The sequence below is a fragment of the Nocardiopsis synnemataformans genome (assembly GCF_965343085.1).
GTDB classification, from domain to species: domain Bacteria; phylum Actinomycetota; class Actinomycetes; order Streptosporangiales; family Streptosporangiaceae; genus Nocardiopsis; species Nocardiopsis alborubida.
In genome coordinates this window covers 18903-32460 of the sequence record NZ_CBDRFA010000022.1, presented here as the reverse complement: position 1 = coordinate 32460, position 13558 = coordinate 18903, and the positions used below count along the sequence as shown (strand labels likewise).

Here is a 13558-nt window from a genome sequence, read left to right as displayed (position 1 = left end):
TCGTGCACGGCGAGGCCACAGCAGCCCAGAACAGCACCGGACCGCGGTGACAGGGCAACGCCGCACCGGCCGCAGGGCCACACTTCGGTCGCCACCGCACCGTGCGCGGCCCATCCTGGAGGTATGCACGTTCCCGACGCCACCCGCCTGGCCGCCCTGGCCTCCCTGCTGGCCGACCCCACCCGCGCCGGGGTGTGCCTGGCGCTTCTGGACGGGCGCGCCTGGACCGCGGGGGAGCTGGCCCGCCACACCGGGGTGGGCGCCTCCACCGTCAGCGAGCACCTGACCCGGCTGGTCGAGGGCGGCCTGCTCGCCCAGGAACGCCAGGGCCGCCACCGCTACGTGCGCCTGGCCGACGAGGCGGTGGCGCACCTGGTGGAGACCCTGGCCTCGCACGTGGACCCGCATCTGGCGCTGGCCCAGCGCCCGCGCACCCTGCGCACCGTGCACGCCGACCGGGCCCTGGCCCGGGCGCGCACCTGCTACGACCACCTGGCCGGGCGGTTGGGCTGCGCCGTCACCGAGGCCATGACGAAGCGGGGTCTGCTGACCCAGGACACCGGGTTCGCGCTCACCGAGGCCGGAGTGGCCTGGTTCGCCGAGCAGCGGATACCGCTGGCGCGCGGGGGCGGGCGCCCGCTGGTGCGCTCCTGCCTGGACTGGACCGAACGCCTCCCGCACCTGGCCGGAACGGCCGGGGCGGCGCTGTGCCGCCACGCGCTGGAGGCGGGCTGGTGCGCGCGCGTGGGCTCGGGCCGGGCGCTGCGGATCACTGAGCTGGGCGAGCGGACCTGGCGTGAACTCCTGGGTGTGGAGGCCGCGGCACTTCGCTGAGCGCCGCGGCGGCGGGCCCCGAAGGGCTCGACGTCAGCTCCTGTGCTCGATGGTGTTCCCGCCCCGTCCCAGCCGCGGTCCGGTGCGCGACGGCACCCCTGTGGCAAAAGGCCGGACACCACACCCGGCGGGGTGACCCGCTCAGCCGGGGAGGGCGGCCCCGTCCAGCAGGGCGCGGGCGCGCCGTTGCACGTCCTGGACCTGTTGCGCGTACGCCCCCGCCGACCACGGCTCCCCGGAGGCCAGGGCGTGGGAGGCGCGCAGCGCCACCAGGCTGCGCGACAGGCGCCTGCGCGCGGCCGCGTCGGCACCCGCGCACTCCCGCACCCGGGCGAGCTCGTGCTCGCACGCGGCCAGGGCCTCGCGCAGGTGGTCCCCGGCGCGGCGGTTGGCAACGGCCGCGCACACCAGGAGCCCGACCGCGGCGCCCAGCACGGTGGCCCACAGCCTCTCGGCCGCCAGTCCGTGCGCGCCCGGGTCGGCGTGGGCCAGGCCCGACAGGGCCAGCGTGAGCGGGGTGACGAACACGATGGCGTAGGAGTAGTTGGTGGTCACCACCAGTTCGGCCGCCATCTGGCACGCCACCACCAGCGCGATGACGCCCAGCGGGGAGTAGTCCAGGGAGAAGAGGGCGGCGGCCAGCACCACGCCCACGACCGTGCCCGTGCCGCGTTGCAGGGTGCGGTGCCAGGTGGCGGTGACGTTGACGGCCTGGAGGACCGATCCGGCCGAGACGGCCGCCCAGTAGCCGTGTCCCATGCCCAGCGCCCAGGCCAGGGCCCCGGCCAGCAGGCAGGCGAGCACGATGCGCACCACCGACACCGGGGTGGGTGAGGGGGCGCGCAGTGCGGCGCGCAGGCGCTCGCCCGCCCCGGGCACGGGCGTGTGGTGGCGGCGCAGGTGCGCGGCGGTCCGGGCCAGGGCGGCGTGTTCGTCGGCGCCGACCAGGGGTTCGACGGCGCGTTCGGTGCGCAGACGGCGGGCCAGTTCACTCATCTCGGCGGCGGCGCGGGCGTCGCTGACGCGCTCGCCGGTGCCGGTGAGCAGGGTCTCGGCGCGGGCGGTGAGGACCTCCAGCCCCTGGCGGGCCGGGGTGTGGCCGGGGCAGGACAGCAGGACGTGCCAGGCGTGTTGGAGGGCGGCCTCGGCCCCGGCCCGGGTCGCTGGTGCGGGGTGGCGCAGGTGGCGGGCGAGCGCGTGCAGGGCGCGGGCGACGGCCAGGCGTTCGGGGGCGGTGGGGTGGACCAGGGCGCCGACCACGGCCAGCGTCCAGCACAGGGCGGCCGCGGTCGCGGTGGTGGCCACCACCACCGGCAGCGCGGACAGGGTCTGGGGGTTGTAGGCGGCCACCCCCGCGGCGAAGACGAACATCAGCCCGGCCGGGGCGCCGAAGTCCAGGGCGTCGGAGAGGTACTTGGCCCCGCCGGCGACCAGGGCCACGACCGTGATGGCGGCCAGGGGGTGGGAGAGCACGGCCGAGGCCAGCGCGCCCAGGGCCACGGCCAGGGTCAGGGCCGCGCCGACCACGGCCAGGAGCCGGGCGCGGCGGGCGTAGGTGTCGTCGCGCGCGTACAGGGCGGTGAAGCAGCCCATGGCGGCGTAGGGGGCCAGGTCGGTGCGTCCGGTGGCGTGCAGCGCCAGCAGGGGCAGGGCCACGCACACTCCGGCACGCAGTGCGGTGACGGCGATGTTGCCGCGCACGGGCCTGGGTGCGAAGGCCCCGCGGGTGGTGAGGGTGCGGCGTAGCGCCCCCCACAGACGATAAAAGTAATTCACAAGTAAACTATCTTAGGATGTTCTGAGGGCAGGACAACCCCCCGGGGGGAGAGACCGCCCACTCCGCCCGGCACCCGCCCACGGGCACACCCGCCGAACCCGGCGACCGGCCCACCACACCGGCCCCGCCACGCACGCGAAGGACACCATGAGCGACGCCGTCTCCCGCTTCCTCCACAGCTGGTCGCGCCTGCGCCCCGACCTGGACCTGACCAGCATGGCCGCCATGGGACGCGTCCTTCGCCTGGCCGCCCTGATGAACAACGTCACCGAGGACGGGCTCGCCGACGCCGAGGTCACCCGCCCCGAGTTCGAGGTCCTGGCCGCCCTGCGCCGCTCCCCCCACGGACTGCGCCCCCGCCAGCTCACCCGCGAGACCATCTCCTCGGGCGCCGCCACCACCAAACGCCTCACCCGCCTGGAGGCCGCCGGGCTCATCACCCGCACCCCCCTCGAACGCGACCGCCGCGAGGTCCAGGTCCGCCTCACCGAACGCGGACAGGCCCTGGCCGACACCCTCTTCGCCGGGCAGCTCGACCGCGAGGCCGACGTCCTGCAACCCCTCAACAGCGACGAACGCGCCCAGCTGGCCGACCTGCTCTCCCGCGTCCTGGCCCCCATCGACCGCGCCTGAGCCCTGCGCCGACGAGCAGGCACGCCGCGGCGCGAGCGAACCGGCGAAAACCACGGGCACACCCCACCGAGGCCGTGCGAGGATGGTCGCTCACCCCACCACACCCCTCAGGAGTGCCATGAGCACGCCCGCCGTCCACCTCGCCCGCGCCGTCCCCGACCTGCTCGAACGCCCCGGCCCCGCCCGCGCCGTCCAGCGCCTGCGCGGCGGCTCCAAGAAGGGCGTCTACCGCCTGGCCCTGGACCAGACCACCGTCATCGCCTACCTGTGGCACGACAGCGAGGACTACTGGCCCGCCACCGCGCACGGCGCCGACCCGGCCGACCCCTTCTCCCACGCCTCGGGCGCCGACCTGTTCACCGCCGCCCACCGCGCCCTGACCGACCTGGGCGTGCGCGTCCCCCGCCTGTACGCCCTGGACACCAGCGGCGCCCACCACCCCGGCTCCCTGGCCGTGCTCGAGGACGTCCCCGGCCCCACCCTCGAAGAACTCCTGCACCGGGACCCCTCCGCCGCACGCCCGGTCCTGGACCGCCTGGGCCGCGACCTGCGCACCATGCACCACAGCACCGCGCCCGCCTTCGGCAAGGTCGCCCACCTGAGCGCGGGCGGCGCCCCCACCGCCTCCTCCTGCCACCAGCTGGTCCTGGACCGGGCCCTGGCCGACCTGGACGAGGCCGCCCACCGCGACCCGCGCGTGCGCCAGGGCCACGCACGCCTCACCGACACCCTGCACACCCTGGCCGCGCGCGTGGAACCCCGCCGGAACCACGTGCTCATCCACGGCGAACTCGGCCCCGACCACGTCCTGGTCGACGCCCAGGGCGCCCCCGTGCTCATCGACATCGAGGGACTGATGTTCTTCGACGTGGAATGGGAGCACTCCTTCCTGCGCCTGCGCTTTGGCGACCACCACCCGCGCCTGGCCACCCGCGCCCTGGACCCGGCCCGCACCGCCCTGTACGACCTGGCCCTGCACCTGTCCCTGGTCGCCGGCCCCCTGCGCCTGCTCGACGGCGACTTCCCCGACCGCGCCCTCATGCTCGGCATCGTCGAGCACAGCCTCCACGTCGCCCTGGCCACCACCGCCTGACACACTCGGTACCCATGGACGACACCATCCCCGACCTGTGGAGCAGCGACACCGTCTGGCTCAACACCGCCCAGTACGGCATCCCGCCCGCGCCCGCCCACCAGGCCCTGACCCGCGCCGTGCACTCCTGGCACACCGCCACCGGCGACCCCGGGGCCTGGGGGCGCGAACTCGAACAGGCCCGCACCAACCTCGCCGCCCTGGTGGGCGCGCCCGCCGACGACCTCACCCTGGGCGCCAGCACCGCCCAGATCACCGGGACCATCGCCGCCAGCCTGCCCGACGACGCCCGCGTCCTGGTCCCCGAGGGGGACTTCGCCTCGATCGTCTTCCCCTGGCACGCCCAGGCCGACCGCGGCGTCACCGTGGAGGCCGTCCCCCTGGACCGCCTGGCCCAGGCCGTGGACGCGCGCACGCACCTGGTCGCCTTCAGTCCGGTGCAGTCGGCGGACGGACGCCTGGCCCCCACCGGCGACATCGTCGCGGCCGCCCGCGCCCACGGCGCCCTGGTCGTGGCCGACGCCACCCAGGCCGCCGGGTGGACGCCCCTGGACGCCACCGTCTTCGACGCCCTGATCGCCTCCGCCTACAAGTGGCTCATGGCCCCGCGCGGCCTGGCCCTGGCCTACCTGTCCCCCGCCCTGCGCGCACGGCTGCGCCCCAACAACGCCGGTCCGGCCGCCGCCCGCGACACGGCCTCGGCCATGTACGCCACCCGGATGGACCTGGCGCCGACCGCGCGCGCCTTCGACACCTCACCCAACTGGTTCGCGGCCGTGGCGGCCGCCGCCTCCAGCCGGGTCCTGCTGGAGGTGGGCCTGGAGAAGGTGCGCGCGCACAACACCGCCCTGGCCGACCACTTCCGTGCCGCCCTGGGCCAGGAACCCGCCCGCTCGGCCATCACCAGCGTCGACCTGCCCGGCGCCACCGAGCGCCTGGCCCGGGCCGGGGTGGTCGCCACCGAGCGCGGGGGCCGCACCCGACTGTCCTTCCACCTGTACAACACCCTCGACGACGCCGAACGCGCCGCCAAGGCCCTGCTCCAGCCCTAGCGGCGAGGTTCGGGGAGCGCACGCGCCGTGCGCACGGGTCTTCGCCCGGCGGGATCGGGGGCCGCGTCGGGCGAACACCCGTGCCGCCGCCGCGTTCCGCCTCCTCCCCGGCATGGGAGGGGCGATGGGTCGCGGCGCGCAGGGTCACCCCGGTCGCGGGGGGCGCTCGAGGACGGACGAAAACACGGTGACCGGCCCGGGCCCCGCTGCCACACTGGCGCGATGAACCCCTACGACTCCCCCGACGTCGCCACCCTCTACGACGCCCTCAACCCCTGGGGACCCGGCGACGACTTCTACCTGGACCTGGTCATGGCCGCCCCGCGTGTGCTGGACGTGGGATGCGGCACCGGCCAGCTGCTCCACCGTGCCCGCGCCAGCGGCCACACCGGACACCTGGCGGGCCTGGACCCCGCAGGGGCCATGCTGGAGGTGGCCCGCGGGCGCACCGACGCCGTCTCCTGGGTGCGCGGTGACCTGTCCACCCACACCTGGGACGGCGAGTTCGACCTGGTCACCATGACCGGGCACGCCTTCCAGGAACTGCGCGCCGACGAGGAGATCACCGCCGCGTTGGAGGCGATGCGCCGCGCCCTGGCCCCGGACGGCCTGGTGGCCTTCGAGACCCGCAACCCGGCCGCACGCGTCTGGCGAAGGTGGACCCCCGAACACCCGCAGCGGATCACCACCCCCGACGGCGTACGCGTGACCGACGTCCACGACGCCGCCGAGCCCACCCCCGAGGGACTGGTGACCTTCACCAGCACCGCCACCCGCTCCGACTCCTCCAGCCCCCTGAGCACCGTGAGCACCCTGCGCTTCGTGGGAGCCGACCATCTGGACGCGCTGCTGGAGCGGGCCGGGTTGCGGGCCGCCGAGCGGTTCGGCGACTGGGACCGCTCGCCCCTGGCCGCGTCCAGCCCCGAGATCATCACCCTGGCCCGCGCCCGCTGAGCGCGCGTCCCACGCCCCGGACCCCGACGTACACGGGGTTCGGGGCGTCGGCGTGTGGGGTGCCCCACACCGCCTTGACGCGTCCGAAGTCGTCAATAAACTTGAGTCCATCAGCATCAAGCCGAGTTTTTTCGGGGGGTTTTTCCATGCTTCTCACCCGCACCATCCCCTTCGACGTCACCGCCTCCACCACTTCCGCCCCGCGCAACGCCGCCATGGACGCGGTGCGCACCCAGGACGCGCTCCTGGTCCGGATCGACCTGCCGGGCGTGCCCGCCGACGGCATCGACCTGGAGGTGGAGGGCTCGGTGCTCACCGTCCGCGCCCAGCGCCCCGAGCGGCCCGAGCAGGGCCGTGTCCTGGTCGGCGAGCGGCCCACCGGGGCCCTCACCCGCCGTCTGCGCCTGGGCCAGGACCTGGACACCGAGCACATCGAGGCCGACCACACCGACGGCGTCCTGACCCTGCGCGTCCCGGTCGCGGCCAAGGCCCAGCCGCGCAAGATCCTCCTGGACCAGGGCGGCGCCACCGCCTGACCCGGTAGGCCGAACGGGGGGTGTGAGGACCACGGGGGACCTCACACCCCCCGTTTTTCGTGCGCGCCCGCCCCGGGGCTTGTCCCGGAACGGGCGCTGTGCCATCCTCGGAATTGGGCGAGTGACCAATACGTTCGCCCAAGGCAGAAGCCCAAGGCAACCGACCAAGAAGCGGAACGCACATGGCACCACGCGGCGAGGACGTCAAAGGCCGCCTGATCCGGGCAGCGGCCGAACTCATCAGCGAACGCGGCTGGTCAGCGGTCAGCACCCGCACACTCGCCGAACGCGCGGGCGTGGGCCCCGGCCTGGTCCACTACCACTTCCCCTCCCTCCAGGCCCTGCTCACCCAGGCCGCCACCCAGACCATCACCGCCATCGTCGAGGAGGCCGCCCACCTGCTGGGCCCCACCACCACACCCGAACAGGGACTCGCGCTGATCCTGCGCGACCTGGACTGCTACCCCGGCGACGACCCCGCCTCCCACCTGGTCACCGAGACCTACCTGGCCGCCACCCGCGACCCCCTCCTGCGCGAGGCCGTCACCGGCGTCCTGGACCTGATGCGCCGCCACCTGACCGAATGGCTCACCCACGCCGGCGTCCCCGACCCCCACCAGACCGCCACCGTCCTGGCCGCGACCCTGGACGGCATCCTGCTGCACCGCGCACTCACCCCGGACCTGACCTCCACCGAGATCGAACCCGTCCTGCGCCGCCTGCTCACCCACCACACCCCAGGAGCACACCCATGAGAGCGATCGTCTGCGGAGCCGGAATCGCCGGACTGGCCGCGGCCCACCGCCTGCACACCCACGGCTGGCAGGTCACCGTCCTCGAACAGGCCCCCGGCCCCCGCGCCCAGGGCTACATGATCGACTTCTTCGGCCCCGGCTACCAGGCCGCCGAACTCATGGGCCTGCTGCCCCGCCTGCGCGAACTCGGCTACGACATCGACCACGCCACCTTCGTCGACCGCGACGGCACACCCCGCGCCAGGCTGGGCATCCAACAGTTCTCCCACCTGGGCGTGGTCTCCCTCATGCGCCCCGACCTCGAACACGCCCTGCGCCAGACCCTGCCCCCCGACGTACAGGTGCGCTACGGCGCGGCCCTGAGCCGCGTCCAGGACCACGGCGACACCGTCGAGGTCACCCTCTCGGGCGGCCACACCCTGACCGGCGACCTGCTCGTGGGCGCCGACGGCATCCACTCCACCGTGCGCGCACAGGTCTTCGGCTCCGAAACCGACCACCTGCGCTACCTGGGCTTCCACACCGCCGCCTTCGTCTTCACCGACCCCGACATCCACGCCCGGGTCGACAGCGGCTTCTACCTCACCGACACCACCGGCGCACAGATGGGCCTGTACGGGCTGCGCGACGGCCGCGTGGCCGCCTTCACCGTGCACCGCAGCCCCACCCCCGACCGGCCCGCCGACCCGCGCGCCGAACTGCGCCGCACCCACGCCGACCTGGGCTGGCTGGTCCCCCGCGCCCTCCAGCACTGCCCCGACCCCGAACACGTCTACTACGACCAGGTCTCCCAGAGCGTGGTGCCCCACTGGAGCCGGGGGCGCACCGTCCTGCTCGGCGACGCCTGCGGCGCGGTCTCCCTGCTCGCGGGCCAGGGCGCCTCCCTCGCGGTGGGCGGCGCGTTCGTCCTGGCCGAACACCTGGCCTCGGCCCCCACCCTCGAGGAGGGGCTGGGCCGCTACGAACAGCAGTGGCGCCCCGAGGTCGAACAGCGCCAGCGCGCCGCCCGCCGCACCGCCCACTGGTTCCTGCCCCCCACCCGCGCCCAACTGCTCCTGCGCCGCCTCGCCCTGCGCCTGACCGGCCTGCCGGGGGCGAGCCGCCTGCTGGCCGGGGCGCTCACCGGCAAGCCCACCCCCGCCGTACGCGAACACACCTCCCTGACCACCCGCGGCTGAACCGCGCCGGGGCCCGCGATCCCCCTGCCCCCACCGCGACCTCTGACGCGGCGACGGATCCGCCCCCACCGGGGAAACCACGCCTTCCCCGGGCCGACCGCGGGGACCCACCCGCACGGGCGTTGAGGTGGGACGCGACCACACGGGCGGCCGGGGCCGTCCCGGCACGGCCCCGGCCCTGTCCGAGAGGAGCGTTGGAGCCGTGTCGCACGGCCGACCCAACGCGGCCTCGGCCCCGCCGCGAGGCCGAGGGGCCGACAGCGTGGCCATGCGGCACAGGCCGCCCGCCGACGAGAGGAACGAAGACCGTGAAGCCCAACGATCCTCGCTGTTCCCTGTGCGGGCGGCAATACGACGCCGAGTTCATGACGGGGCTGCCCTGCCGCGTGTTCAGCCACGAGGACGTCGTGACTCCGGGGTGCCCTGCCCAGCAGCACATGATCGCGGACATGGAGGCCACAGCATCCCGAAGGGCCACCCCGGCGGCGGGCGGATGCCTCATGCTCATCCTGGTGCTGCCGACGCCGCTGGTCGCCCTGCTCGTGTGAGCCGTGGGGCTCCCCCGCTGGGGGAGCGGCCTCCACCCACTCACCCAGGCTCGACCACCCGCCGCTCCAGGTCCACCCACCCCACGAAACCCGACGGCGACGTGCACAGCACCCGCCCGCCCGGGTTCAACCGACCATCGCGCGCGTACCAAGCGGCCAGCTCCCGCTCGGCGACCCCGTCCCCGCCGTCCGCCGCCACCAGCAACCGCGCCACCTCGTCGAACACACCGTCATCCTCCGCCTCCATGGCCTCCCAGGTGTCCCACAACAGCACCTCCTCGCCCTGACGGTGCGCCAACTCCAGCAACACGTAGGCGCGCACGAACCCCGCACCCCGCCACGGCAGGTCCGGGTGCACCCCGTAGCGGTCCACGTCCACCCGCCCCTGGCGGTGGGCCAGCCACACCTGCGCCGCGCTGGCGAAGACCGCGCCCCGCGCCTCAGGCGCGCGCGCAATGTCCATGACGTCCACCGGCCACGGCCGCTCCGGGTCCAGCTGGGTGTCCGCCCACACCCACCGCCCACCGTCCCAGTACTCACTCACCACGTGGTCGGTCCAGAACCCGTCGTTCAGGTAGGAGGCGAACCCCACCCGGGTGCGCGCCGCCACCCCCCGCTCCCGCAGCGCCGCCACCGTCACCAACGCGAAGTCACGACAGCACCCCACCAACGGCCGCGTCCTCGCCCGCGTCCACGGGCCCGGGCAGCGGGCCTGGTCGGTGGCCAGCATCGCCTCCACCCACCGGTGGTCGATCTCCGCCAACCGCGCCCCGGTGAAATCGGGCCTCCCACCGCTGCGGTAGTGGACCACCACCCCGCGCAGCACCCGCCCCAGTCCCGCCACGTCCCCCGGCAGGTCCGCCAACACCCGCGCATACCCGCCCGGGTCGCTGTAGGGGGTGTGTACCACCCACCGATCCACACCCGCGCCTACCGTGCTCATCCGCGTCCCGCCTCTCTCATCGGCCGCGCCACCAGCGCGAACACCGCGTCCTCGGCCACCTCGTCCCAGGAGGCCTCATACACCTCACGCAACGGCCCCGCCGCGTGCGCACCGCACTGGAGCATCCACCGCTCCACCGCCCGGTAGGCGCCCATGATCCGCGGATAGAAGCAGTCCCCGCGCGCCACCTCGCACACCGCGCGCACATGGGCGGCCTCCACCCGGATCACCGCCTCCCCCTCGGGCTCGGCGTGTCCGGTGAAGGGCACCGCCACCTCGATCGGCGCGGGCCCGTCCGGGGTCACCGCACCGTGGTAGAGCACCCAGAACCCGGGGCCGGGGCGCGCCCCCTGCCCCACCAGGTGACGGCGCAGCGCCTGCGCCCGCGCGTGGAAGGTCGCCACCAGGTTCTGCTGGTCGGTGCGGGCCCTGACCGCCACCACCTTGACCGCCGCCACGCGTTCGCGGCGCACCCGCCACACCGGCTCCGGGCCCCGCTCGACCGCCCCGCCCCAGGACAGGCGCAGCTCGGCCAGGGCCGCGCGCCGCGAACGCAGCGCCTCCTCCTGGGCCCGCCACCACGCCTCGGCCCGCTCCAGGGCCTGCCCGCGCTCCTGCGCCATCACCTCGGCCACCACCGCCAGGGGCATGTCCATCTGGCGCAGCAGACGGATGCGCCGGGCCCGCTCCACCTGCGCACCGAGGTAGAGACGGTGCCCGCCCGCGCCCACCCGGTGGGGCACCAGCAGACCCGAGCGCTCGTACAACCGCAGCGCCTTGGGAGAGAGCCCGCTCGCACGGGCGAACTCCCCCCGCGAAAGCCCCTCAGGGGGCTGTGGGGTGCTCATGGGATCTGAGTGTGGCCCCTGCCCCAAGGGCACCGTCAACACCCACCCGCGGCCGCGCCCCGCCTCACCCGACCCCGCGGCGGGCACCAAATCACCAGCCCGACCAGCCCCACGGCCAGGATCCGCGCCAGGATCTGGGCCCCGCAGACGAGGAGTCGACGGAACTCGTCCTCGCGTGTCACGCGGCGACGACACACGCCGACGCCGCGTCGGGACCAAGATGACGCCCGCACCGGCCCAGGACCCCCTATCCGGGATCACTGTCCGGACAGGATCGTCGGTCGCGACCGCCCTTGACTCCGACGTAACGTCCGGGTCTTTCCTACTCGTATGCCGCTCAAACAGTACCTAGCCGTCGTCTCCTATCTCGCGTCGCATCTGCTGAGCCTGCTCGGCAACGGCATCGCGGCGGTGGCCCTGCCACTGATCGTGCTGCAGACGACGGGCAGCCCGTTGGGCGCTGCGGCGCTGGCGGCCGCGACGGCGGTCCCGGCCGTGCTGGTCGGACTGCTCAGCGGGGTGGTGATCGACCGGATCAACCGGCGAACGGCCTCGGTCGTCTCCGACGTCATCTCCGCTGCCTCGGTCGCCGCGCTGCCGCTGGCCGACCTGGTGTGGGGCCTGGACCTTGTGTGGTTCATCGTGTTGGGCATCCTGGGCTCGTTCGGGGACGTGCCCGGGACGACGGCCCGCGAGGTGCTGGCCCCGATGGTGGCTCGGCACGCCGGGATCGACCTGACACAGGTAGTCGGCCTACGCCAGACCCTGACCTCCGCCGCCCTGGTGATCGGCCCGGCGGTGGCCGGTGTGCTGCTCGCCATCTTCGACACCACTTCCGTACTGTGGATCACCGCGGCGACATCGGCGGGCGCGGCGCTGCTGACACGGACGCTGCCGCGCCGCCTCGGTGAGGTCGAGGCCAACGGGTCGCCTTCCCGGTCGATCCTGCGTGAACTCGGAGAAGGCATGGCGGTGGTGGTGCGCAGCCGGTTCCTGCTCGGCACGTCAGGCCTGCTCATCGGCTTGGCCGTGGCGCTCGGCGGGTTGCAGGGCCTGGTGATGCCGCTGTACTTCGGTCTCATCGCCCGCCCCGACCTGCTCGGTCTCGTCCTCACCGCGTTGGCCGTCGGGATGCTGTGCGGTGCGGCGCTCTACAGCGGCATCGGTCGACGACTCCCCTCGCGAGCATGGCTGACGGCCGGGTTCGTCACGACCACCGCGGGGTTCCTGCTGATGGCCTCCCTGCTCACCCCGGCCGTGGTGTTCGCCGGCGCCGCGGCGCTCGGGCTGGGCAACGCCGTGGTCGGAGCGGTCATCGGCGTGTTGCAGGTCGAACGGACCACCGACGCGGTACGCGGGCGGGTGCTCAGCGTGAAGACCGCCTTGCTGATGATCGCCGCACCGGTGGGGATCGGTCTGGCCGGGGTAACGGCGGAGTACGGGTCCCCTGTCCTGGCCGGGTTCAGCGTCGCCGGGGTGTGGATCCTCGTGCTGCTGGCCGTGATCGTCTCGCGTGCCCTGCGCGACCTCGACCTGAAGCCGAAGGAGCTGTCCGATGCTCAGCGGTGAACTCGCCGAACTGGCCGGTGTCACTGTCCGCACGTTGCGCCACTACCACCAGATCGGGCTGCTGCCCGAGCCACCGCGCTCGGCCGGGGGCTACCGGCACTACGAGGTGGGCCACCTCGTCCGGCTCCTGCGCATCACGAGGATGACCGCACTCGGCGTACCGCTGTCCGCACTACCCGCGGTGCTGGACGATCCAGCGGCCGCGGAAGAGCTGCTCGACGAACTCGACCGCCAAGCCGCCGCCGAGGTCGAACGGCTCCTCACCCGCCGGGCCAGCATCGCCGCGCTGCGCCGCAGCGGCGCCCCGCCCGACCTGCCTCCGGAGCTCTCGGCATGGCGTTCCGCCTCCTCGGCGGGGATACCGGTGGACATGGCCCGCTACGAGCACGAACAGCTGATTCTGCTCGGACACCTGCTCGACAAGGACGGCCCAGCGGGATTCGCCGCCCTGTTCGGCGAGGCGGACGAGGGCATGGCCGCATCCGCACCGCTGACGGCGCGCTTCTACGCCCTCGGGCCCAACACCCCGGACGACGAGGTCGCATCGCTGATCGACGAGCTGGTCGCGCACCTCAAACCGGTGCTGGCGCGACTGACCGTTCTGTCCCCGTTCGACGCACGGGCCTCAGCGCTGATGGACGAACTGAACGAGCAGACTCTCCGGCCCGTGCAGCATCGCGTTCTGCGCCGGGTCCAGCAACGGTTGGCCCGCCCCGACGGGGCATGACCGGGCTCCGAAGCGCTTCGCCGACGAGCCCCTGTGACCCAGACCATTTCGTGTGGACTTGCGTGTGACGCGACGTCGGGGAGTGGACTCAGGGGTGTTCGCACCCGTCGA

General features: G+C 74.1%; 14 protein-coding genes. 11 read left to right on the top strand and 3 right to left on the bottom strand.

Translation table 11 applies throughout. From position 1 onward, the window contains the following. Positions 1–123: 123 nt before the first annotated feature. Positions 124–834, top strand: a complete 711-nt coding sequence (locus tag ACSIH6_RS14865) for an ArsR/SmtB family transcription factor (protein WP_435108876.1) — start codon at positions 124–126, stop codon at positions 832–834. Between the two features lie 141 nt (positions 835–975). On the opposite strand, the gene ACSIH6_RS14860 is transcribed toward ACSIH6_RS14865, so the two are convergent. Next, positions 976–2610: an FUSC family protein gene (locus ACSIH6_RS14860; RefSeq protein ID WP_435108875.1), complete on the bottom strand. Its 1635-nt coding sequence runs from the start codon at positions 2608–2610 to the stop codon at positions 976–978. Positions 2611–2758: 148 nt separating this feature from the next. On the opposite strand from ACSIH6_RS14860, the gene ACSIH6_RS14855 reads away from it, so the two are divergent. From ACSIH6_RS14855 to ACSIH6_RS14820, 8 genes are all read left to right on the top strand, one after another. Then, positions 2759–3244 (top strand): MarR family winged helix-turn-helix transcriptional regulator, encoded by a 486-nt coding sequence (locus tag ACSIH6_RS14855; protein WP_435108874.1) that lies wholly within the window; start codon positions 2759–2761, stop codon positions 3242–3244. 118 nt (positions 3245–3362) lie between these two features. Continuing rightward, positions 3363–4337: a phosphotransferase family protein gene (locus tag ACSIH6_RS14850; protein ID WP_435108873.1), complete on the top strand. Its 975-nt coding sequence runs from the start codon at positions 3363–3365 to the stop codon at positions 4335–4337. A gap of 14 nt (positions 4338–4351) precedes the next feature. Continuing rightward, on the top strand, positions 4352–5389 hold the full coding sequence (locus tag ACSIH6_RS14845) for an aminotransferase class V-fold PLP-dependent enzyme (protein ID WP_435108872.1): 1038 nt from the start codon (positions 4352–4354) through the stop codon (positions 5387–5389). 222 nt (positions 5390–5611) lie between these two features. Then, positions 5612–6343: a class I SAM-dependent methyltransferase gene (locus ACSIH6_RS14840; protein ID WP_435108871.1), complete on the top strand. Its 732-nt coding sequence runs from the start codon at positions 5612–5614 to the stop codon at positions 6341–6343. Between the two features lie 146 nt (positions 6344–6489). Next, a complete protein-coding gene (locus tag ACSIH6_RS14835; protein ID WP_435108870.1) occupies positions 6490–6879 on the top strand; it encodes an Hsp20/alpha crystallin family protein in 390 nt (129 codons plus the stop codon). 182 nt (positions 6880–7061) lie between these two features. Beyond that, positions 7062–7634 (top strand): TetR/AcrR family transcriptional regulator, encoded by a 573-nt coding sequence (locus tag ACSIH6_RS14830; protein ID WP_435108869.1) that lies wholly within the window; start codon positions 7062–7064, stop codon positions 7632–7634. Next, positions 7631–8812, top strand: a complete 1182-nt coding sequence (locus tag ACSIH6_RS14825; protein WP_435108868.1) for an FAD-dependent oxidoreductase — start codon at positions 7631–7633, stop codon at positions 8810–8812. The genes ACSIH6_RS14830 and ACSIH6_RS14825 overlap by 4 nt, the downstream gene beginning before the upstream one ends. Before the next feature lie 308 nt (positions 8813–9120). After that, entirely contained in the window at positions 9121–9360 is a 240-nt protein-coding gene (locus ACSIH6_RS14820) for a hypothetical protein (protein ID WP_435108867.1), read from the top strand. 40 nt (positions 9361–9400) lie between these two features. On the opposite strand, the gene ACSIH6_RS14815 is transcribed toward ACSIH6_RS14820, so the two are convergent. Both ACSIH6_RS14815 and ACSIH6_RS14810 read right to left on the bottom strand, forming a co-directional pair. Beyond that, positions 9401–10303, bottom strand: a complete 903-nt coding sequence (locus tag ACSIH6_RS14815; RefSeq protein WP_435108866.1) for a transglutaminase-like domain-containing protein — start codon at positions 10301–10303, stop codon at positions 9401–9403. Continuing rightward, the gene (locus ACSIH6_RS14810) at positions 10300–11151 is read right to left on the bottom strand and encodes a MerR family transcriptional regulator (RefSeq protein ID WP_435108865.1); all 852 of its coding nucleotides are present in this window, start codon (positions 11149–11151) and stop codon (positions 10300–10302) included. Before ACSIH6_RS14810 ends, ACSIH6_RS14815 begins: the two co-directional genes overlap by 4 nt. Positions 11152–11481: 330 nt before the next feature. Between ACSIH6_RS14810 and ACSIH6_RS14805 the strand changes: the two genes are divergently transcribed. Both ACSIH6_RS14805 and ACSIH6_RS14800 read left to right on the top strand, forming a co-directional pair. After that, complete coding sequence (locus ACSIH6_RS14805; protein ID WP_435108864.1) at positions 11482–12720, top strand: MFS transporter; 1239 nt, start codon at positions 11482–11484, stop codon at positions 12718–12720. After that, positions 12707–13447 (top strand): MerR family transcriptional regulator, encoded by a 741-nt coding sequence (locus ACSIH6_RS14800; protein WP_435108863.1) that lies wholly within the window; start codon positions 12707–12709, stop codon positions 13445–13447. Before ACSIH6_RS14805 ends, ACSIH6_RS14800 begins: the two co-directional genes overlap by 14 nt. The last annotated feature ends 111 nt before the right edge of the window (positions 13448–13558 follow it).

What these genes read in the sequence shown, in the direction of transcription:
- ACSIH6_RS14865 (WP_435108876.1), top strand. Translation starts at nt 124, where the DNA reads ATGCACGTTCCCGACGCCACCCGCCTGGCCGCCCTGGCCTCCCTGCTG.
- ACSIH6_RS14855 (WP_435108874.1), top strand. Translation starts at nt 2,759, where the DNA reads ATGAGCGACGCCGTCTCCCGCTTCCTCCACAGCTGGTCGCGCCTGCGC.
- ACSIH6_RS14850 (WP_435108873.1), top strand. Translation starts at nt 3,363, where the DNA reads ATGAGCACGCCCGCCGTCCACCTCGCCCGCGCCGTCCCCGACCTGCTC.
- ACSIH6_RS14845 (WP_435108872.1), top strand. Translation starts at nt 4,352, where the DNA reads ATGGACGACACCATCCCCGACCTGTGGAGCAGCGACACCGTCTGGCTC.
- ACSIH6_RS14840 (WP_435108871.1), top strand. Translation starts at nt 5,612, where the DNA reads ATGAACCCCTACGACTCCCCCGACGTCGCCACCCTCTACGACGCCCTC.
- ACSIH6_RS14835 (WP_435108870.1), top strand. Translation starts at nt 6,490, where the DNA reads ATGCTTCTCACCCGCACCATCCCCTTCGACGTCACCGCCTCCACCACT.
- ACSIH6_RS14830 (WP_435108869.1), top strand. Translation starts at nt 7,062, where the DNA reads ATGGCACCACGCGGCGAGGACGTCAAAGGCCGCCTGATCCGGGCAGCG.
- ACSIH6_RS14825 (WP_435108868.1), top strand. Translation starts at nt 7,631, where the DNA reads ATGAGAGCGATCGTCTGCGGAGCCGGAATCGCCGGACTGGCCGCGGCC.
- ACSIH6_RS14815 (WP_435108866.1), bottom strand. Translation starts at nt 10,303, where the DNA reads ATGAGCACGGTAGGCGCGGGTGTGGATCGGTGGGTGGTACACACCCCC.
- ACSIH6_RS14810 (WP_435108865.1), bottom strand. Translation starts at nt 11,151, where the DNA reads ATGAGCACCCCACAGCCCCCTGAGGGGCTTTCGCGGGGGGAGTTCGCC.
- ACSIH6_RS14805 (WP_435108864.1), top strand. Translation starts at nt 11,482, where the DNA reads ATGCCGCTCAAACAGTACCTAGCCGTCGTCTCCTATCTCGCGTCGCAT.
- ACSIH6_RS14800 (WP_435108863.1), top strand. Translation starts at nt 12,707, where the DNA reads ATGCTCAGCGGTGAACTCGCCGAACTGGCCGGTGTCACTGTCCGCACG.